18 protein-coding genes are annotated in these 20127 nt (G+C 73.4%); 7 read left to right on the top strand and 11 right to left on the bottom strand.

The window, feature by feature from the left end; genetic code table 11:
- Window positions 1-48: 48 nt before the first annotated feature.
- Together ACFZBT_RS02135 and ACFZBT_RS02130 are read left to right on the top strand one after the other, a co-directional pair.
- Window positions 49-1557, top strand: coding sequence for a von Willebrand factor type A domain-containing protein (locus tag ACFZBT_RS02135; protein WP_391097648.1), 1509 nt, complete (start codon window positions 49-51; stop codon window positions 1555-1557).
- A 147-nt stretch (window positions 1558-1704) separates the two neighbouring features.
- Entirely contained in the window at window positions 1705-2427 is a 723-nt protein-coding gene (locus tag ACFZBT_RS02130) for a chaplin family protein (RefSeq protein WP_391097647.1), read from the top strand.
- A gap of 191 nt (window positions 2428-2618) precedes the next feature.
- Here ACFZBT_RS02130 and ACFZBT_RS02125 read toward each other — a convergent pair whose 3' ends face one another.
- Both ACFZBT_RS02125 and ACFZBT_RS02120 read right to left on the bottom strand, forming a co-directional pair.
- On the bottom strand, window positions 2619-3887 hold the full coding sequence (locus ACFZBT_RS02125) for an NAD(P)-binding domain-containing protein (protein ID WP_391097646.1): 1269 nt from the start codon (window positions 3885-3887) through the stop codon (window positions 2619-2621).
- Window positions 3887-5146, bottom strand: a complete 1260-nt coding sequence (locus ACFZBT_RS02120; RefSeq protein ID WP_391097645.1) for an ATP-grasp domain-containing protein — start codon at window positions 5144-5146, stop codon at window positions 3887-3889. Before ACFZBT_RS02120 ends, ACFZBT_RS02125 begins: the two co-directional genes overlap by 1 nt.
- A gap of 169 nt (window positions 5147-5315) precedes the next feature.
- On the opposite strand from ACFZBT_RS02120, the gene ACFZBT_RS02115 reads away from it, so the two are divergent.
- On the top strand, window positions 5316-6578 hold the full coding sequence (locus ACFZBT_RS02115; protein ID WP_391097644.1) for a glycosyl hydrolase: 1263 nt from the start codon (window positions 5316-5318) through the stop codon (window positions 6576-6578).
- A 29-nt stretch (window positions 6579-6607) separates the two neighbouring features.
- Here the strand turns inward: ACFZBT_RS02115 and ACFZBT_RS02110 are convergent, their stop codons facing one another.
- The 8 genes from ACFZBT_RS02110 to ACFZBT_RS02075 are packed head-to-tail and all read right to left on the bottom strand — an operon-like array spanning window position 6608 to window position 16136.
- Complete coding sequence (locus ACFZBT_RS02110) at window positions 6608-7264, bottom strand: lipopolysaccharide biosynthesis protein (protein WP_391097643.1); 657 nt, start codon at window positions 7262-7264, stop codon at window positions 6608-6610.
- The gene (locus tag ACFZBT_RS02105; protein WP_391097642.1) at window positions 7261-8430 is read right to left on the bottom strand and encodes a glycosyltransferase; all 1170 of its coding nucleotides are present in this window, start codon (window positions 8428-8430) and stop codon (window positions 7261-7263) included. Before ACFZBT_RS02105 ends, ACFZBT_RS02110 begins: the two co-directional genes overlap by 4 nt.
- Before the next feature lies 1 nt (window position 8431).
- On the bottom strand, window positions 8432-9196 hold the full coding sequence (locus tag ACFZBT_RS02100; protein ID WP_391097641.1) for a polysaccharide deacetylase family protein: 765 nt from the start codon (window positions 9194-9196) through the stop codon (window positions 8432-8434).
- Entirely contained in the window at window positions 9180-10979 is a 1800-nt protein-coding gene (murJ, locus tag ACFZBT_RS02095; RefSeq protein WP_391097640.1) for a lipid II flippase MurJ, read from the bottom strand. The genes ACFZBT_RS02100 and murJ overlap by 17 nt, the downstream gene beginning before the upstream one ends.
- Entirely contained in the window at window positions 10976-12325 is a 1350-nt protein-coding gene (locus tag ACFZBT_RS02090; RefSeq protein WP_391097639.1) for an O-antigen ligase family protein, read from the bottom strand. The genes murJ and ACFZBT_RS02090 overlap by 4 nt, the downstream gene beginning before the upstream one ends.
- 3 nt (window positions 12326-12328) lie before the next feature.
- Window positions 12329-13756, bottom strand: a complete 1428-nt coding sequence (locus ACFZBT_RS02085) for an exopolysaccharide biosynthesis polyprenyl glycosylphosphotransferase (protein ID WP_391097638.1) — start codon at window positions 13754-13756, stop codon at window positions 12329-12331.
- Window positions 13753-15000 (bottom strand): glycosyltransferase, encoded by a 1248-nt coding sequence (locus ACFZBT_RS02080; RefSeq protein WP_391097637.1) that lies wholly within the window; start codon window positions 14998-15000, stop codon window positions 13753-13755. Before ACFZBT_RS02080 ends, ACFZBT_RS02085 begins: the two co-directional genes overlap by 4 nt.
- A 50-nt stretch (window positions 15001-15050) precedes the next feature.
- Entirely contained in the window at window positions 15051-16136 is a 1086-nt protein-coding gene (locus ACFZBT_RS02075) for a DUF3344 domain-containing protein (protein ID WP_391097636.1), read from the bottom strand.
- A 400-nt stretch (window positions 16137-16536) separates the two neighbouring features.
- Between ACFZBT_RS02075 and ACFZBT_RS02070 the strand changes: the two genes are divergently transcribed.
- From ACFZBT_RS02070 to ACFZBT_RS02055, 4 genes are all read left to right on the top strand, one after another.
- Entirely contained in the window at window positions 16537-17238 is a 702-nt protein-coding gene (locus ACFZBT_RS02070) for a hypothetical protein (protein ID WP_391097635.1), read from the top strand.
- A gap of 212 nt (window positions 17239-17450) precedes the next feature.
- Window positions 17451-18032: a hypothetical protein gene (locus ACFZBT_RS02065; protein WP_391097883.1), complete on the top strand. Its 582-nt coding sequence runs from the start codon at window positions 17451-17453 to the stop codon at window positions 18030-18032.
- 170 nt (window positions 18033-18202) lie between these two features.
- Window positions 18203-18691 carry a tyrosinase family oxidase copper chaperone gene (locus tag ACFZBT_RS02060; RefSeq protein WP_391097634.1) on the top strand — a complete coding sequence of 163 codons (489 nt, stop codon included), beginning with the start codon at window positions 18203-18205 and terminating at the stop codon, window positions 18689-18691.
- Window positions 18675-19541 carry a tyrosinase family protein gene (locus ACFZBT_RS02055; protein WP_391097633.1) on the top strand — a complete coding sequence of 289 codons (867 nt, stop codon included), beginning with the start codon at window positions 18675-18677 and terminating at the stop codon, window positions 19539-19541. Before ACFZBT_RS02060 ends, ACFZBT_RS02055 begins: the two co-directional genes overlap by 17 nt.
- A gap of 75 nt (window positions 19542-19616) precedes the next feature.
- On the opposite strand, the gene ACFZBT_RS02050 is transcribed toward ACFZBT_RS02055, so the two are convergent.
- Window positions 19617-19910, bottom strand: coding sequence for a chaplin family protein (locus ACFZBT_RS02050; RefSeq protein ID WP_391097632.1), 294 nt, complete (start codon window positions 19908-19910; stop codon window positions 19617-19619).
- Window positions 19911-20127 lie beyond the last annotated feature (217 nt).

The following is a 20127-nucleotide window of genomic DNA, read 5'->3' as shown; positions in this document are numbered from 1 at the left end:
GTCACAGTCGCAAGAAGCCGACACAGACGGACCCAGGGGGCACGGACGATGGAGCGGTACCGGACACGAAAAATACTGCTCGCGCTCACGGCGGCGAGCGGACTCCTGCTCACCGCGTGCAGCTCAGGCGCCGACAGCAGCGGAGGCGGCAAGGCGGCCGACCGCGACGGCTACAGCCCGGGCCTGACCACCCCCACCCACGGCGACGAACTCAGCGAACAGGAGGACCACCGCCGGGAGAACCCCCGCCACCTCTCCACCTTCGCCCTCGACGTCGACACCGCCTCATACGACTACGCCCGCCGCGCCCTCGCCGACGGCCGGTTCCCCGACCCCTTGACGGTCCGCCCCGAGGAGTTCGTGAACAGCTTCCGCCAGGACTACGAACGCCCGGACGGGGACGGCTTCTCGGTCACCGTCGACGGCGCCCGCACCTCCGACGAGGACTGGTCCCTGGTCCGCGTCGGCCTCGCCACCCGCTCCGCGGAACGCACCGGCGAACGCCCGCCCGCCGCCCTCACCTTCGTCATCGACGTCTCCGGCTCCATGGCCGAGGCGGGCCGTCTGGACCTCGCCCAGGAGTCCCTCTCCGTGATGACGGACCGGCTGCGCGACGACGACTCGGTGGCCCTCGTCACCTTCAGCGACGAGGCCGAGACCGTCCTGCCCATGACCCGCCTCGACGGCAACCGCGACGAGATCCACGACGCCATCGACGAACTGGAGATCGAGAACTCCACCAACCTCGGCGCGGGCGTCGAGACCGGCTACGAGGAGGCCGTCGAAGGCCTGCGCGAGGGCGCCACCAACCGGGTCGTCCTGGTCTCCGACGCCCTCGCCAACACCGGTGACACCGACGCCGACGCCATCCTGGAGCGGATCTCCGGCGAACGCCGCGAGCACGGCATCACCCTCTTCGGCGTCGGCGTGGGCAGCGACTACGGCGACGCCCTCATGGAGAACCTCGCCGACAAGGGCGACGGCCACACCGTCTACGTGTCCGACCGCGAAGAGGCCCGCAAGGTCTTCTGCGAGCAACTCCCGCGCCACATCGACCTCACCGCCCGCGACGCCAAGGCCCAGGTCGCCTTCGACCCCGCGACCGTCGAGGAGTACCGCCTGATCGGCTACGACAACCGCCGCGTCGCCGACGAGGACTTCCGCGACGACCGGGTCGACGGCGGCGAGGTCGGCCCCGGCCACACCGTCACCGCCCTGTACGCCGTCCGCACCGAGCCGGGCACCGAGGGCCATCTCGCCACGGCCACCGTCCGCTGGCTCGACCCGGACACCCGCGACCCCCACGAGGAGTCCGGCGACCTCGAGGCCGACGCCCTCCACGACTCCCTGCGGGACGCCCCGAGCCGCTTCCAGGTCACCGCGGTGGCGGCCTGGTTCGCCGACGCCCTCCGCACAGGAGAAGACAGTGTCCCGGGAGCCCCGGCCGGCTTCGGTGAACTCGCCGACCGAGCCCGTGCGTTGGCCGACCGCACCGGGGACGGGGCCGTGGACGAACTCGCCGACACCATCGAGCAGGCGGCCAGCAGGCGGGGCTGAGAAGCCTCTCGCCCTCGGGCCGCGCGGCGGGCCAACCGGGTGAACCTGCGGAACCAATCCTCCCGCGCCGGGTTGATGAGGCAGTGGAGCGGGCAGCGCTGCGATCTTTCACCGCTGCCCCATTCTTCAAGCAGGAGGACGACTACATTGCGACAGACCCTGAGCAAGGGAGCGTTCGCGGCGGCCGCCGCCACGGGGATTCTGTCCCTGTACGGCAGCCCCGCCCTGGCTGACGCCGACGCGTCGGGCGTGGCGAAGGACTCCCCGGGCGTTGCCTCCGGTAACAGCGTGCAGGTGCCGGTCCACGTGCCGGTGAACCTGTGCGGCAACACGGTCAACGGACTCGCGGCGCTCAACAAGGCGATCGGCAACTCCTGCAAGAACACCTCGCACAAGCCCAAGCACCACGACGGGGGCGCGGGCGCGGACGCGTCGGCGGTCACGAAGGGGTCCCCGGGCGTGCTCTCCGGGAACAACGTGCAGGCGCCGGTCGATCTGCCCCTGAACGCGTGCGGCAACTCCGTCGACGGCGGCGCGGCGCTCAACTCGACGTACGGCAACGACTGCGAGAACGAGTCGTCCGGCGGCGGCTACGGCCACGACCACGGCCACGACACCCCGTCGACGGACGAGGAGAAGACGCCTCCGGCCAAGGAAGTCCCCACCCCGGACGAGGACGAGCCGACGGGCTCCACGCCGGACACCGAGGACTCCTCCGTCACCGAGGAAGCGGAAGTCGAGGAGGGCCCGCTGCCCCAGCTCGCCGAGACCGGCAGTGAGGCCCTGGCCGCCGCGTCGGCCGCCAGCGCCGCCCTGATCGTCGGCGGAGTGATGATGTACCGCCGCGGGCGCACCAGCTCGTCCCGCTAGCCGATCCCGGGTGCCGGACGCGACCGTCCGGCACCCGCACACCGCACCGTCCGCACCCCCCGTCGATCGCGATCCGGGGGGTGTCGGCCGTCCAGGCACCCGCAGGCCCCGGCCACGGGTCCCGCGCAGGAAAACGGGCCGCTGACGGCTCCGTAGCCGTCAGCGGCCCTGGGCCACCGTGCGATGTGCCGTCAGCGGTGCACCGGCGAGGGCGACTCGGTCCGGTTGCCGTCCACGGGCGCGGGGACGGTGCCGGCCGCGGGCATCGCACCGAGCCGTCGGCGTACGCCTCCGACGAGCGTCGACGCCGTGAAGGCCGCGCCCTGCACGAAGCGCATGGCCGGGCCGAAGCCCGAGGCCGTCACCAGGCCCGCGAGAAACAGGCCCGGGTGGGAGGACTCGAAGCCGTGCCCGACCTCCGGGGAGCCGTCCGGCAGTGCCGCGAGCGAGCCGCGCAGCTCGGGCGCGAGCAGTCCGAGCCGGTCGCAGCGCGCCCGGAATCCCGTGGCGGCGATGACGTGTTCGGTCTCCAGGCTGCGCGGGGCGCCCGTACGGCTCACCGTGTCCAGCCGGACCCCGCCCGGCACCGCGGAGGCCGCGGCCACCTCATGGCCCGGCAGCAGTTCCACCACACCCTCGACCCGGTCCCGCACCCACCACGCCCCGGCCGGTCCCAGCGCGGTGGTCGCGATACGGGCCCGGGTCGGCTCCGGCAGCCGCCGGAACAGGCCCGGGCGCTCCGCGTAGAACCAGTTCCGCCAGCCGGGGCCGAGGCCGCTGTGCGGGGAGCGGGCCGACTGCCACCAGGGGCGCTCCCAGGGCGGCGGCACGTCGTTCCACACCAGCTGTTCCGCCCGGGCCAGCACCCGGACCCGCGTGCCCTGTTCGGCGAGCAGCGCCGCCGTCTCCAGAGCGGCCTGGCCGCCGCCGATCACCGTGACGTCCTTGCCGCGGAAGCGTTCCAGGTCGCTGTGGTGGCTGCTGTGCGTCACCAGCGCGGGGTGCAGTCCGCGCAGGGCCTGGGGTACCTCGACGAACGGCATCACACCGACCGCCAGGGCCACCGCCCGCGCCTGCACCTCCTCGCCGTCCTCGGCGACCGCCGTGAAGCCGGCTGGCCCGGCCGCCACCCGGGTCACCATGCGCTCGTCCACGCCGGGTACGGCGTTGCGCGCGAACCACAGGCCGTACTGCGCGAACGCCTCGACCGGGATCGGCTTCGCGTGACGCGCCGTCAGTCCCTGCTCCGCGCAGTAGACGTCCAGCCGCCACCGCCCGGCCGGGTCGGAGAGGTTGGACGCCCACGGCTCCGACTTCAGGAACATGCCGCGGGGCATGTTGTCGCGCCAGGACGCCATGGGCCGGCCGAACACGCGCAGGTTCAGCCCGGCGGCCGCGGCGTGGGACGCGATCGACAGGCCGTACGGGCCTGCGCCCACCACCAGAAGGTCGTACACCATCAACTGCTCGCTTTCTCGTTGTCGGTCAGGGAGGGCGAGGCGGCCCGGGGGATCAGCGCCGGCGCCGCCGTCGGCGTCGTCGTGCCCAGCCGTTCACGCAGCCGGCGGGACACATGCCGGCACCACAGGGCCCACATGACCCGTCCGGGGGAGCGGTCGTCGGCCGCGTACCAGGCCAGTTCGCGGTCGCGTCCGCCCGGCGCCGCGCTCAGGGCGGCCAGCGGCGCGTAGTTCTCCACGACGAAGCTCCGCCCGGCCAGCGGCGACCCGTCCGGCAGCGGACGGCCCGTCATGTCCAGGTGCAGGGCCCGTACGACGTCCAGGCCCGCGCCGTCCGCGAAGAGCCGGAACTGGGCGCCGGTGCGGGGGTTGAAGTCGAGCAGGTGGTAGCGGCCCGTCGTGCCGCAGCGGCGGAAGTCGAGGTCGAGGATGCCCCGGTAGCCCAGCGCGTCGACGAGCCGCTCGGCCAGCGCCTGCACCTGGGAGTTGGGCGTCCAGCAGCCCACCGCGGTCAGCCCCGCCCCGCGCGGCCAGGCCAGCTGCTTGCGGCCGGGACCGCCCCCGCGCACATTCCCCGCGTGGTCGGCGTAGCCGTGGAAGAACCAGTCCCGGTCCGGCCCCGGCGCCAGATACGCCTGGAGCAGCATCCGGCTGCCCGCCTCGCCGGTGCGCAGGAACAGCTCCCGGGCCTGCTGCACGGACCGCACCAGCACCGTGGAGCGCAGCCCGCTGCCGGCGGGCAGCAGCCAGGGCCGGCTCCACTTCGCCACCACCGGCAGCCCGAGGCGCCGCATGGCGTCGGCGACCTCCGCCGCGCTGTCCGGGACCAGTGTCTCCGGGTACGGGACGTCGACGGCCGCGCACACGGCGGCCAGTTCCGCCTTGTCGGCGACACGCTCGGCCAGGGCGTTCGGCATCGCCGGAAGCAGGTAGGAGGGCGCGAGTTCGTCCCGCGTCCGGCTCACGGCGATCGCGGTCGCGTCGTCCATCGGGATCAGGACCGCGGGCCGCCCGATGTGCTCGGCCACGCGGCGCAGCACGGCGAGGACGTCGTCCGGAGACGCTCCCGGGAGCGGCGGGGAATGCATATGGCGTACATATCGTGACGCGCCGACGGGACTTCCCGCGGAATCCGCGACGACATGTACGTCCACGCCCGCCCTGCCGAGCGAACGCGCGGCCCCCAGCGTGCCGTGATGAAAAGGGTTCCGGTCGATCCGCATTACTACGGCGGGGACGCGGGTGTCGAGCAGCGACACGAATTCTCTCTTTCTTTTCCGATCGGCTCACCCGCACGGGCGAGCACGGCACTCGAAAGCCGCAACGGCAGTGGCGTCATTGGCCTTTCTATGACTGACTTCATATGACTGCCCGTCAATAACAAAAGCGTGGGCAGTGGTCCGGACGAGAGTGAAGAATGGAGCAGGCATGGCCCCACAGCACAAGCGGGCCGGGGTCCGCCGGCTGGCCCTGGGGGCGGCGGCGGTCGCCGCCTCGGCCGCCCTGGCGTCCGGCCCCGTGGCCGGGGCGGGCGTGGCGCGAGCCGCCGAACCCAGGGCCCCGGCGCCCACCCCACCGCCACCGCCCGTGCCCACGCCCTCGGCCCTCGCGTCGCCGGCCGTCCCCCAGCCGTCCACGCCGGTCCCGGCCGCCACCACCCCGGCGGCGGCCGAGGAGGCCCCGGCCTTCGGTGTCTTCCTCAAGTCCGACGCCCGCGGCGTGGCCCGGATGCCGCTGTTCAGCCACTGGCTGGGCGGTACGGAGCTGCGCGCCGGCCACACCTATCTGCCGGGCCACCGCTGGCGCGACATCGAGGGCGCTCCCGGGTTCCTGGACGTGTGGGCGCACTGGCGGAACAAGAAGGCCGACCGGATGCTCGTCCTCAACGTCCCCATGCAGGAGCGCAACGAGGAGGGCGTCTCCGACAGCGAGGTCCGGCGGCTGCTGCAGCGGGGCGCGGCCGGCGAGTTCGATCACCACTTCCGGACCCTCGCCGAGCGGCTGGTGGAGTTGAAGGTGCCGGACACGGTCCTCGTGCTCGGCTGGGAGATGAACGGCACCACGTACACCCATCGCTGTGGGCCGGACCCGGAGGCCTGGAAGAAGTACTGGAACAGGATCGTCACCACCATGCGTTCCGTGCCGGGCCAGGAATTTCGGTTCGATTTCACGCCGAGCCGTGGCCGCGACGCCGTTCCCTGGACGAAATGCTATCCGGGGGACGACACGGTCGACATCATTGGCATGGATTCCTATGACCAGCCTGCCGGGATGTCGTTCGAACAACAGGTGAAAGAGCCCTACGGGTTGCAGGACCACGTGGATTTCGCCAAGGCTCACGGCAAACCCATTTCCTATCCGGAATGGGGGCTCTTCCGCAACGGTGACAATGCCGATTACATGCGGGACATGCTCGCCTGGATGGAGGAGCACAAGCCGCTCTACAACACGCTGACCGACTACTGCCCGCACGGCGTGTGGCAGTGCGGGGCCAACCCGAAGTCGTCCCAGCTCTACCGGTCCGTCCTGTTCGGCCGCACCGGCCAGTCGACCCCCCCCCTCGCGCCCACGCCGAAGCCGACCCCGCCCGGCACCCCGCCGCCCCCGGCGGACTGCACGCCGCTGGACCTGGGCAGCTGGGTGGAGGAGTGGCTGGGCGGGAAGCTCTGCCTGCGCTTCGACTGGTGGTAGTCCGGCTGATGTGACGAGGCCCGCCGCCGTCACCGTTGTCCGCGGACATCGGCGGCGGCGGCCGGGCTCGGCACCGAGGGGGCCGGGGCGGGCTCCTCCTCCTGGCCGTTCCTCCTCGGCCGCGCCAGCAGGGCCAGCCCGCCCAGCAGACCGCCCGCGCTCGCCCCGACCAGACCGGTCACCGCCGTCGACGTGGAGGTCGGCTCGCTCGGCTCCACCGCCCGCGAGAACTGCACGAGCCGTACGTGGGTGTTGCCCCGGGTGTCGTCCGCGTGCCGGGTCAGCGAACGGGTGACCGCGTTGGCCATGTCGACGGCGAGGCCCGGCTGCGAGGAGGTGGCGGAGACGGCGACCATCGGCGCGTCCGGCGACGTCGCCGTGCGCACACTGCGCTGCAGGATGCGCACCGGCACGCCCGCGTACACCTGCGCGTCCCCGAGCACCGCGAGCTGCGTGGCGACCCGGCCGTACGCCTGGGCGAACCCGAGGGCGGCGTCCGGCGAGGCCTTCCCCGCGGGCACCGCGATGACGTAGCTGGTGGCCGTGTACGTCGCGGGGGTGAGCAGGCCGTACGCACCGCCGAGCAGGCCCCCGGCGAGGGTGCCGGCCGCGACCACGGACCACAGGGGAAGCTCCCTGAGGCGGGCCAGGGACAGGCGGTGCTGACGGATCGGAGTGTCGGTCATGAGGAGTCGGCTCCCGGAGACGAAGGGGAAGGGGCGGGGGAAGAGGGGGACGTCGAACTGGAGACCGCTGCCGCGTACACGTCCGTGAGACGGGCCGCGCAGTGGGTGATGCTGTAGTGCCGGGCGACCTCCGATGCCGTGCGCGGCCGGGCACCGGCCGCCCGGACCTCGGCGATCGCGCGGGCGTACGCCTCGGGGCCGCCGGTCACCCGCCGGACACCGGCGGCGGGCGGCCGTACGTCCTCGATGGCCGGGCAGGAGGCGTAGAGCACGGGCAGACCCGCCGCCAGTGCCTCCACGGCCGCCAGGCCGAAGGCCTCCTCGGCGGACGGGGAGGCGAGCAGGTCCATCGCCGAGGTGAGCGAGGGCAGGTCGGGTCCTGACGAACCGTCGGGCAGGTAGGGACGTTCCCCGGTGAACACCACACGCCCGGCCACACCGGCCTCCTGGGCCGTGCGGCGCAGGAAGGGCTCCTCGGGGCCGCCGCCCACCAGCAGCAGCCAGTGGTCCTTCGGGAGCAGCGTGAGCGCGCGGACGAGGACGTCGAACCGCTTGCCCCGGCTGAGCCGGCCGACCCCGCCGACGACCCACGCCCCTTCCGGCACGCCGAGCCGGCGGCGGGTGTCCTCGCGCCGCTCCGCGTCGAAGCGGAACCGGTCCAGGTCGATGCCGTTGGGGACGACCTCGATGCGCGGCGCGGGCACGCCCCAGCGCTCCAGGCGGCCGGCCACCGTCGGGGAGACGGCGACCGTCGCCGAACCGAGCCGCTCGCTGGCGAGGTACAGCCGGCGCACCCCCGCCGTCAGTCTGCGGCCCTCCATCTGGGAGTCGCCCAGGGAGTGCTCGGTGGCCACGACCGCCCGGACTCCGGCGAGGCGTGCCGCGAACCGCCCGTAGACACAGGCCCGGTACAGGTGCGTGTGCACCAGGTCGTAGCCGCCGGCGCGGATCAGCCGGACAAGCCGCGGCAGTGCGCCCAGGTCACGGTTGCCGCCCATGCCGAGATGGGTGACGCGGACCCCGTCGGCGGTGAGGCCGTCGGCGACCGCGCCGGGGTTGGTGAGCGTCACGACGTCGCAGTCGACGGGCAGATGACGCAGCAGCAGCCGCAGCTGCTGCTCGGCGCCGCCGACGCCGAGCCCGGTGATGATGTGCAGAGCCCTCATCTCACAGGCCCTCCACCGGGCGCCGGCGCAGCCGGTGCAGACGGTGCTTGAGGTGCAGGCGCATCGCCGTGTCGTTCTGGCCCACGTGCACACGCGGCAGGGCGTGCGGACCGGTCAGCGGACCCGGGTCGATGGCGCAGGCGTAGGTGTATCCCGCTTCCCGTACGGCCTCGACGGCACGGGCGTCGACCGTGCCGTACGGATAGCAGAAGCCGTCGACCCAGGCGCCGGTCAGCTCCGTGAGCAGCGCCCGGCTCTCCCCGACCTCCGCCCTGAGGGTGAGGTTGTCCGCCCGGGTGAGGTCGACGTGCGTCAGTCCGTGCGAGCCGATCTCCACGCCCTCGGCGGCCGCGTGCCGGATGCCGTCGGCGGTCAGCAGCGGCTTGCGCGGGCCGAGCGGGTCCCAGGCGTTCTCGCCGCCGAGCCGGCCGGGCAGCACGAAGAGGGTCGCGCGGCAGTCGTGGCGGCGCAGCAGCGGCAGGGCCTCGGTGACGAAGTCGGCGTACCCGTCGTCGAAGGTGAGCCCGACCAGGCCCCGTGCCTCGCCCCGGGCTCGGGCGGCGAGCAGCTCGGCCACGGACACGCCCCGCAGCCCCCGGCGGCGCAGCCACGCCAGCTGCCGGTCGAGCCGCTCGGGCGTGACCGTGATGCGGTACGGGTCGTCGGAGCAGTCGCCCACCGAGTGGTACATCGCCACCCAGGGGACGGGGCCCCTGTGCGGGGCCGGGGGTCTGCCGGTGTCGAGGGAATCAACGGAAGCGGCCATGTGCGAGCCTTCGTGTGACGGCGCGTAGGGAGCGCAGAGCGGACGCGGAGCCCTGGGCACCGAGGGCCCAGGAGAGCGGGACGAAGACGAAGGTCACGGTCAGGGAGCCGGCCGCGAGGCCCGCCGCCGGGGAGTCCGGCCGGCTCGCGGCGAACGCCCCCGCGAGCGTGGCGACGACGGCCGCGCCCGCCAGTCTGCCCAGCTCGGCCAGGACCTGCGGGACACGGACCGAGACGCTGTGCGGGCTGTCGATCCGGCCCGTGCGCAGCCCGGCGAGCAGCAGGGCGGCCGTGACGGTGATGCCCAGCGCGTTGGCGGCGGCGATCCCTGCCACGCCCCAGGAGTGCACGGTCACGGCGCCGATGACGGACGTCACCGCGATGCCCGCCGTCATCGCGCCCAGGGGATACCAGGTGGCCCGGCCCGCCGAGAAGTAGGAGCGGACCAGAGCTCCCACGAGCGTCTGGCCCAGCAGTCCGAGGGCGTAGACGCGCATGACGTCCGCCGTCGCCTCGGTATCGCCCGCGGTGAACGCGCCCCGCTGGAAGAGCAGTTCGATCATCTGCGGGGCGCAGGCGATCACCGCGCACATGCCCAGCAGCACCAGAGCGGCGGCGAGCGCCAGGTCCCGCTCCACACGGCTGCGGGCCCGTGCCGTGTCGCCCTCGGCGAGCGCCCGCGCCACCACCGGGAAGGTGACCGTGCACACCATCAGCGACAGCGTCATCGGGATCTGGGCGACCTTCTGCGCGTAGTTCAGATGCGAGATGGCGCCGGCGGGCAGACCGGAGGCGAGGAAGCGCTCGGCGAGGACCTGCGACTGGCGGCACAGCGCGAAGAGCAGGACGGCGGCGACCAGCGCGACCTGCATCGGCCGCTCCTCGACGACGGCCCCGGCCTTGGCGAGCGGCTGCGCGGGCGAGGCCAGTCGCCGCCACAGCGACGGCACCTGCACGGCCACCATCAGACAGCCGCCCGCCGCCACCCCGACCGCTGCGGAGCGCACGCCCCAGCCCTCGGCGAGGAGGAACATCGAGGCGATGATGCCGGTGTTGTAGGCGACGTAGATCGCCGCGGGTGCGAGGAAGCAGCGGTGGGCCCGCAGGGCGGCGCTGCAGTACCCGGCGAGTCCGAAGGCCAGCACACAGGTCGCCGTGATCCGGGTGCAGTCGACGGCGAGCCCCGGGTCGGGCAGGCCCGGGGCCAGGGCCCGGACCAGATAGGGAGCGGTGCCGGCGACCAGCGCGGCCACCGCGGTCAGGGCGAGGCACAGCCGGGGCAGGGTGGCGCCGACCAGGTCACGGACCGGGTCGCCCGGGGCGCCCCGGGCGCGGCGGGCCAGCGCCATGCTGAACGCCGGGATCAGCGCGATCGCCAGCCCGTCCTCGATGAGCAGCGTGGCGGCGAACTCCGGCACGGTCCAGGCGACCAGGAAGGCGTCCGTGTCGCTCCCGGCACCGAACAGCCGCGCCAGCGACTGGTCGCGCACCAGGCCGAGCAGCGAGCCGGCGATGGACAGCGACGCCGTCACCAGCGCGGCCCTGGCCAGGAAGCTCCCGGAGACAGGCGCCGACACCGAGGCCGCCGGGTCGGCACCGTCCCCGGCCGTGACACCGTCCCCGGCCGTGACACCGTCCCCGGCCGTGACACCGTCCCCGGCCGTGACACCGTCCCCGGCCGTGACACCGTCCCCGGCCTTGACGGCGGCACCGGCACGCGCCGGGGGCACGGTCGCCGCGTCGTCCGTCTCGGGACCGGGGGTCTGCGAAGGCACCACCGTCATCGCGCCATGGCCTCCTCGGCGCGCTCCGGCACCCCTGCCCGGGGCAGGTCCGCGACGTCCGCACGCGCGTCGCCGGACAGCGCCCACCACGCCACGAGCCCCATGCCCACGGCGATCAGTACGGTCGCGGGACCGCCGATGTCCCCGTACGCGAAGTCGGTCAGCAGCCAGACCAGCAGCCCGCAGGCGACGAGCCCGCAGTCGAGCCCCGGGCCGCGGTCGCGCACGCGCAGCAGTCGCCGCACCCCGCACACCAGCAGCGCCAGCCAGCTCCCGGCGAGGGCGAGCAGCCCGATCAGGCCCTGCTCGCTCAGCACCAGCAGATACATGTTGTGCGGCGACAGCAGCGGCTGCCGCTGGTACGCCGCTCCCGCGCCGTCGGTCTCGCTGCCCGACGACAGCGCCAGCGTGGCGTGCCCGTCCCGGTACTCGGGAAAGCCCTTCAGCCCGACGCCGGTCAGCGGATGCCCGCGCCAGATGTCCGTGGCGGACGCCCACAGGGTGTACCGGTCGACGACGGACTGGTCGGGGGTGTCCGCGACCTGCGCGATGCTGTCGATCCGCTGCTGCAGCAGCGCCGAGCCCACGCCGAAGCCGCCCACCAGGATCACGCCCGAGGCGACCGCGGCCGCGGCCACCTTGAGCGCCCGCCGCAACCCGGCCAGCACCAGTTGCACGGTGCAGGTCAGGACGGTCGCGATCCAGGCTCCCCGGCTGAAGGACAGCGCGAGCGGCAGCATCAGCACCAGCGCGCACCCGGCGGCGGCGACCCGCTGCCGTACGGACGCCCGCCCCAGCGCGATCCCGACCGCGCACACCAGGCCGAGCGAGACCGCGGTCGCCATGCCCATCACGTCCTGCGGCCCGAAGGTGCCCACCGCCCGGATGTTCGCGCCCTGGTAGGAGGCGCCGGTCCGGGTGACGAACTGGTGGACGCCGACGGCCCCCTGACACAGCCCGAGCCCCACGAAGGACCAGGCCGCCAGCCGGAAGCCGGACCGGTCGCGGAGCAGGAGCAGCACGGCCGCCGGGACGAGGACGAAGGTCTGCAGATAGCGGCCGAGGCCGGTCAGCCCGGCCTCGGCCGAGAACGCCCCCATGGCGGCGAGCGCGAGGCCCACGACCGGAAGGCCCAGCACCACGGCCGCGACGGGCGACAGCGGGCGCCGCCGCTCGCGCAGCAGCCGGATCACGCAGTAGATCACCACGAGCCCGGAGAGCACGTCGGCGGGCCCCGCGCCGTCGGGCGTGCGCGGCAGGGCCAGCAGGGCGGGTACGGCCACCACGGGCAGGACCGGCGTCAGCGTGAGGAGGCGGCGGGGGAGCGGTGTCAGTGCGAGGCTCACCCTTCAGCTCCCCGTCGGACGTACCACCGTGGCCGCGGTGCGCAGCAGGATGCACACGTCCTGCCACAGGGACCAGTCGTCGATGTAGGCGTTGTCGAACCGGCAGCGGTCCTCGATGGAGGTGTCGCCGCGCAGCCCGTTGACCTGGGCGAGGCCGGTGATGCCGGTCCGCATCCGGTGGCGGACCGCGTAGCCGGGGTAGGTCTGGCCGAACTGCGCGACGAAGTAGGGGCGTTCGGGCCGCGGGCCGACCAGGCTCATGTCGCCCCGGAGCACGTTCCACAGCTGGAGCAGCTCGTCCAGCGAGGTACGCCGCAGCATCCGGCAGAACCAGCGCATCTCGTTCTCGTTCGCCACGCTCCACCGGGTAGCCGACTCGTGCTCGTCGACCGGGCGGTGCGTACGGAACTTCAGCAGCGTGAACGGCTCCCCGTTCCTGCCGATGCGCTCCTGCCGGAACACCACGCCAGGACCGTCGCTGAGCCGCAGCGCCACGGCGAAGGTCAGCAGCAGCGGGCTGACCAGCAACAGCAACGCCCCCGACACCAGGATGTCGAGGGCCCGCTTGCCCGCGCCGCCGTGCCGGGCGGGGGACATGTCCAGACGCCGGCAGGAGAACCCGGCCAGCCGCTCCCGTGTCGCGTACGACGGGGAGTCGGCGTCGACTTCCCAGACCACGCAGCCCGACTCGGCCAGCGCCCGCAGCAGCGGCTCCTGTTCGGCGCGTACCGAGGGATGCACGGCCAGCACCGCCCGCACCCCGTTCTGGATGACCGCCCGCTCGACCTCCTCGGCGGTCGTCAGCACCGGCAGGGTCCCGGTGCCGTCCGGCTGCTCGGCGACGATCCCCACCGGCCGTACCCCGCACCGCGGTTGACGCAGCACACCGGCGGCCACCCGCTGCGCGGTCGCCACCGGTCCGAGGACGAGCGCGGGGTGCGGGTGGCGCAGCAGCGCGGCCCGCCGCCGCGCGTGCACGGCTCCGCGCAGCGCACAGCAGGCCGCCGCCTGCAGCGCGAGCCCCGCCAGCACGGTCCGGAGGGACAGCGCGTGCTCCGGCCGGTACGCCGCGAGGAGCGCCGCGAGCGCCAGCCAGGCCACCGCGACACGGCCGCACACGGCGGGCAGTTCCTCCAGCAGCCCCGGCACCGGCGGCCGCCCGTCGCGCGGGCGCAGCAGCAGCGTCAGGGCGATCAGCAGGGTGACGAGCAGGGGCTGGCGCGGGACTTCGGCGAGCAGGGGCGCGCCCGCCAGGGCGGCGACGCCGTCCGCGGCGAGCAGCGGCACGGGTGAGACCGGCCGGGCCGGGCGCCGTGGGGCGGACAGCCGGAATCCGGGGGCGGTGCCGCGCGGCGGCATGACCGAGACTGGTGAGGATCCGTGCTCCCGTGGCGGTACGCCGGGGGAGGGCACGGTGCGTTCGGCGGTCACGAGTGGATGGACTCCCTGTACTCGGTGGTCTCGACGAGCTGCGTTGTCCGGTTCGGCTCGGCGCCATGTCCGGTGTCGAGCCGCCGGCCGTGCTCGGCGCCGGTGATGGCGGTCCAGGGGCCGAGCAGATCGCGATAGACGTCCGAGACGGCCTCGGCGGTGTGCCGCACGTCGTGGGTGGACAGCACGTGCCGGCGGCCCTGGTCGCCGAGCGACTCGCGCAGCAGCGGGTCGGTCAGCAGCTCGGTGACGGCCCCGGCCAGCGCCACCGGGTTCTCCGGCGGGACCAGGCAACGGGCGGAGAAGGCGGGCGGCAGGCTCTCGCGGGCGCCGTCGACGTCCGTGACGACCACGGGCCGCCCGCAGGCCATGGCCTCCAGCGGCGCCAGGGCCATGCCCTCCCAGCGGGACGGCAGGACGACGAGGTCGGCGACCTGGTACCAGGGGGAGGCGTCGGCGACGGCTCCCGTGAACACCACGGATTGAGGGGCGTCCTCGCGCAGCCGGTCGTGGTCCGGCCCGTCGCCGACCAGGACGAGACGGGCGTCGGGCACCCGCCGTACGACGTCGTCCCACGCCCGCAGCAGGACGTCCTGCCCCTTCTGCCGGCACAGCCGCCCCACGCACACCACGAGCGGTGCCGCCGGGGGGATGCCGGTGAGCGGCGGGAGGCCGGCGCGCACGAGGCCGGCGGTGGCCGGGTGGAAACGCTCGGGGTCGATGCCGTTGGGGACGACGGTCCACCGGCCGGTGATCCTGGCGCCCATGCCGGTCGCGCGCTCGGCCTCGCTCACGCACACCGTGCGCGAGGCCCAACGCGCCCCCCAGCGCTCCCACATGAGCGCCAGGGCCGCGGTGGGCCCGCCGACCGCCTCGAACGACCAGGCGTGCGGCTGGAAGACCGTGGGGATCCGCCCGCGTACCGCGAGACGTCCGGCGAGTCCGGCCTTCGCGCTGTGCGCGTGCACCAGATCGGGCCGCACCTCGTCGATCACCCGGGCCAGATGCCGCACCTCCCGGACGAGTGACGTACCCGGCGACCGCGTCGCGTGCCAGTGCCGTACGCGCGCGCCGAGCTTGCGCAGTCTCGCGGTGAGCACGCTGTCGGGGCAGGCCACGGTGACGTCCAGGCCGTCCGACAGCTGTGCCGCGACCAGATCCGTCACGACGCGCGCCACCCCGCCGTCCACCGGTTGGGTGAGATGGAGAACTCTGGGATTGGGGGCGGTGGATGACAGAGACATGTGCGCGGATTCCTCGCTCGCGATGGCGTTCGGGGCGGGCGGCGACGGACTCATCGCCGTGCGTCGACGGCGACGAAGAGCACGCCGGCCCATGCCGCGTCCCGCTGGGACTGGATCCGGAAGGTCGCCTGGTCGCCGCCCTGCTGCAGACCGCCGCCGAGATCGAACACATCGGAGTCGTAGCCGAGGGTGTTGGCGTGGGCGGGCACCCGCGACGCGTCCGCCCCGGGCTCGCTGATGGTGGAGTTGAGGACGTCGTCGCGGGGGTTGGCGGAGTTGGTGAGGGCGGTCCCGGACTGGCCGGTCGCCACGGTGAACGAGTCGCCGCCGGTGCCGCGGTCGCCGTTGTACGTCACCAGGCCCGCACGGCCCCAGGCGCCCGCGGCGAAGCCCAGGCCGCTCACGCGGACCTCCTGGGCACCGGACCTGAGCGAGGTGAAGCCGTCCCAGACCGCGAGGTGCCGCTGCGGCTCCGAGGGGTTCTCGTAGGCCACCACCAGCGTCCAGCCGCCCCAGGCCCCGGCTGCCGACCTGCCCATGGCGATGTTGATCTGCGCCACGGTGTAGAGGCCCGACCCGCCCTCCCGCACCAGGCCCGTCACGTCGGCCGAGGCCTGGAAGGCGTCCATGCCGTCCAGCACACGGTGGCCGACCAGCGTGTCGGCGAGCAACTGCTTGTACTCCCCGCCGGGTTCGGCGATCAGCACGCGCCCGTTGTCCTCCGGCGGCTTCTGCTCGCCCACGCGCAGGTTGCCGCCCCAGTAGAGACGCGCGTACGTCACCCGGGAGCCGCTGGGCAGGCGGACCTCCGAGCGGGAGGAGTTGTAGGTGTTGGGGTCGCGGTCGACGTCGACGTAGAACATGTCGAAGTCGCCGTTGACCGCCGTACCGCCCGCCTGAGCGTCCGGGCAGGCGGGCCGCTGGGCGGCGCGGCAGGTGATCGAGGCGTTGGCGGCGCGTACGATGCCGCCGTGCTGGAGCGCGCGGTACCGCTCGGCGAAGGCGAGGCTCTCGGCCTCCGGCGAGGGCGCCGCGGCCGGCGCGGCGGCCGGGGAACTGCTGGCTGCCCACAGGGCGGCAAGGGCGAGGGCGCCCACGGTCGCGCGGCGGAACAGCGGGCCCAGGGAATGGCGCATGACCGGTCGTTGCCCTTTCGGAACAGGTGGCCGTGGCGGCAGCGCCACGAGTGCGATGAGTCCGCGCTGGGGAGGCGTCGGGCGGTTCGCAACTCTAGTCATCAATCGGACATAGTCGATGAAATTCGGTGAAGTCTGACAAGTGTGTCGGAATCGTGAAATCGCAAGTGTTTGCTGGTTCCGGCCGCCGCCCCGGTGCCGGACGGCGCCTCCGCCCGGCGGGCGCCCGGCCTTTACTCCATCAGGGTTCGAGGGCGGTGCGGCCTGACAAAGCGTCTGATCAGGCCGGACGCGGCGAAAGGGGGAATTATGTATTCCCGAAAAGCCTATGAATGCTTGCGGAAATGCCGGGCTTCTTTCACGGTGGGCTCAAGATCCATCGCCGTCGAAAGGAATCCCCATGCGTGCTCTGCCCGCACGGCGCATCGCGTCCAGCGCACTGTGCGCCGCCCTTCTGGTCGGGATCACCGGCCCCGTCGCAATGGCGGCCGACTCGGCCCGCGGGCACGGCCATGTGGCCTCCGATGCCCGGCTTCCCGGCGCTGATGTGCGCCTCGTACAGATCCAGAGAATCAACTGGGGCACGCTCACCCCCGTCGCCGACCTGCTGAAAGCCGTACTCCGGGACAGCGACGGCCGGCTGACCGCCGCCGAGGCGATCAAGCTGGGAGACGCCGCGAAGGCCGCCCTGGCCGAGGCGGCAGCCGAGGACGACGCGCAGACCCCGTCCCCCGTGGCGCCCCTGACCCCCGCGCCGGTGATCCTGCCTGCTCCCGTCCTGCCCGCCCTGCCCGCCATGGTGCCCGAGCGGCGCGCCGCCGACCCGGTGACCGACCTGCTGGACCTCGTGCTGGGGGCTGTCGACGGCCTCCTGGACGCGATCACCGGTGGCGTCGGCGGCGTCCTTCCCCTGGTCGACGACCTGCTGGGCGGCGCGGACGAGCTCCTCGCCGAACTGACCTCCAGCGACCCGGCGCTCCAGGACGAGGACACCGTGACGTCGGTGACGTCCAGCACCTCGACGACCCCGGAGGCGGAGCCCGACGACTTCTTCTCGCCCCAGGTCTCGGTGCTGACGCCACTGCTGCCGCCGGCCCCGTGAACTCGTCCAGTCGTGGTGCCGGCCTCAGGGAGCGGCGCCACGACTGCTGTCCTTTCACAGCCTTAAGTACCGCCCGCAGTCCGGTCCTTTAATAGATCTCGTATGAGGTATTGGCAATCTTCGGCAGTTCCGGTTTCCGCCCAGGCCAGGGCTCGTTAGGCACGGCGACAGAAACCACTCCGGCGACGTGCGTTGCCGAAGAAAGGAACACGATGAAGTCTCTGAAGGCTGCCGCCGTCTTTGCCGGGTCCCTGATCGCCGCCGGTTCCGCGACCCCGGCGTTCGCCCAGGACGCCATGGTCGCCCCGAGCGCCCCCGCCGCTCAGAGCGTCCCGGATGTGCAGAGCGCTCCGGTGGCCCAGAGTGCTCCGGCCGCCCCGGTCGCCCAGTCCGCCCCGGTTGCCCAGTCCGCTCCGGCGCAGAGCGCTCCCGTCGCTCAGAGCGCTCCGGCCGCGCAGGCCGCCCCGGTCGCCCAAGCCGCTCCGCAGCCCGCTCCGGTCGCTCAGCCCGCACCCGCTCCCCAGCCGGCTCCCGCTGTGCAGAGCGCTCCGGTCGCTCCGCCCGCCCCGCAGCCCGCCCCGGTCGCTCAGCCCGCCCCGGCCCCAGCCCCCGAGCCCGCCCCGGCCGCCCAGAACTCCCGCGACCTGGCCTCCACCGACCTCACCGGCGGCGTGAGCACCAAGGTCCCCCTGGACGTGACCGCCGAGGGCAAGGAGTCGCTGGTCCACACCGCGAAGAACGCCGCCTCCACGGTCAACGACGCCAAGCCGGTGCACGGCAACCTGTGGTTCTAGGGCTGGAACCACGCCCCGCGGAGGGCCGGTCCTCGGAAAGTCCGAGGACCGGCCCTCCGCATGTGTCCGGGTACGCACACCGGTGATCACTTGTCTGGCCCTGCGGCGGTGACCGCGCGGCACGTCCGGCGGTTACGGCTACGACACCGCAACCGGACGAGGAGTGGGCCATGGCCGTCAGCATCGGCACAGGACCGGCGGGGGACGGGGCGCCGACCCCGGCGGCCCCCCTGTCGGCGGGCAGTACACGGCGGGAGGCGACGCGCGCCCTGCGCGTCGGCGCCCTCGCCGCGGCACTGGCGGCCCCGGTGGGCGCGGCTCTCTGGCCCAAGCGCCCCGGCCCCGGCGGCGTTCGGAAGGACACCGCCTTCACGGAGACCTACCGCGGCCGTCGCATCGGTGTGGAGTGGACCCCGCCGCACGGCCCGGCCGGGCAGGGCCGGTGCCATGTCACCGTGGACGGCCGCCCGCTGCATCTGATGCGCCGGGCCGACGGCACCTGGCTGAGCATGGTCGACCATTACTGCTCCTACCCGACACCGCTGGAGGCGGCCCGCGCCGCCGTCGACGCACTCGGCCCCGGCCGGCGGCTGCGCGCTCCCGGACCGGGCAGCGCGGGGCACGCGCACACGGAGGACCGGCGTGGCGTACGTACGTAAGGACGCCGCCACGCTCACCAGGGCCGAGCAGCGCCGGTTCGTCAAGGCGCTCCTGGAGGTCAAACGGCGGGGCGAGTACGACGAGTTCGTCCGGACGCACGTCGAGTACTTCTCCTCGGACGGCGAGCCCGGGCTGCGCGCCGCGCACATGGGGCCCTCCTTCCTGCCCTGGCACCGCCGGTTCCTGCTCGAACTGGAGCGCGCGCTGCGCCGGGTGGACTCCTCGGTGACGGTGCCGTACTGGGACTGGACACGCGACCGCACGACCACCTCCGCACCCTGGACGGACCGTCTCCTCGGGGGCGACGGGCGCCGCTCCGACCACCAGGTGATGACCGGCCCGTTCGCCTACCGGCACGGCAACTGGACCATCAAGGTGAACGTGACCGACAGGGAATTCCTCACCCGGGAGTTCGGACGCCCCCGCAGACCGGTCGACCTGCCCACGAAGAGCGAGCTGGCCTGGGCCCTGAAGGACCCCGTCTACGACGCGGCGCCCTGGGACTCGACGGTCACGCGGGGCTTCCGCAACAAGCTGGAGGGCTGGGACACCGGCCGGGGCGACACGGCCTGGCGCAACCACAACCGGGTGCACGGCTGGGTCGGCGGGGACATGCTCGGCGGCGCCTCCGTCAACGACCCCGTGTTCTGGCTGCACCACGCCTTCATCGACCTGCAGTGGTATCGCTGGCAACGCCGGCACCGCGGTGCCCGCTACCTCCCCGCGGCGCCGCCGCGCCAGGGCGACCGGCAGCACGGCCGCATCGTGGCACGGCGCCAGAGGCTGCCGCCGTGGGACGTGACGCCGGAGGAACTGGAGGACGTCGGCCGGATCTACCGCTACGGCTGAGGGGGCGGATACATGGGGAGAGCCCCGGCATTCGGGGGGCCGGGGCTCTCGGGTCAAGCGGACGTCCAGCGGACGTCAGTGGCGGTGGCCGTGCTTCTTGCCGTGCTTCTTGTTGTCCTTCTTGTCGCCGTCGCTGTTCTTGCACTCGTTGCCGACGGCCGGGTTGAGCAGGCCGACAATGTTCACGGTGTTGCCGCACACGTTGACCGGAACGTGGACCGGCACCTGAACCACGTTGCCGGACAGGACGCCGGGCGAGCCGATGGCAGCGCCCTTGGCGCCGGCGTCCGCCGCGGCGAGACCGGCCCCACTGAGCACCACGGCGCCCGTGCCGAGAGCAACAGCGCCAACCTTCGCGATGCGAGACATCACGTTCTCCCTTACTGACTAGGTAAGTGCGGCAGCAGTACGCGCTGCCGCACTGCCCGTTCAACGCGGCGGCCCCGGAGCGGTCACGAGAAATCTTCTACGGATCACCCATCTTGAACAGGGACTCCGCCAAACGGGTGCTGATCGCCGTCCGAGTGCGTACTCCCCGGCCGTCGCCGTGTCTACTGACCGGGACTGCGCTCCGTGAGGTGTGGAC

It is taken from the genome of Streptomyces sp. NPDC008137 (assembly GCF_042957035.1).
GTDB lineage: Bacteria > Actinomycetota > Actinomycetes > Streptomycetales > Streptomycetaceae > Streptomyces.
Note: the sequence above shows the minus strand (reverse complement) of the source record. Positions and strands in the feature narration are given on the sequence as shown.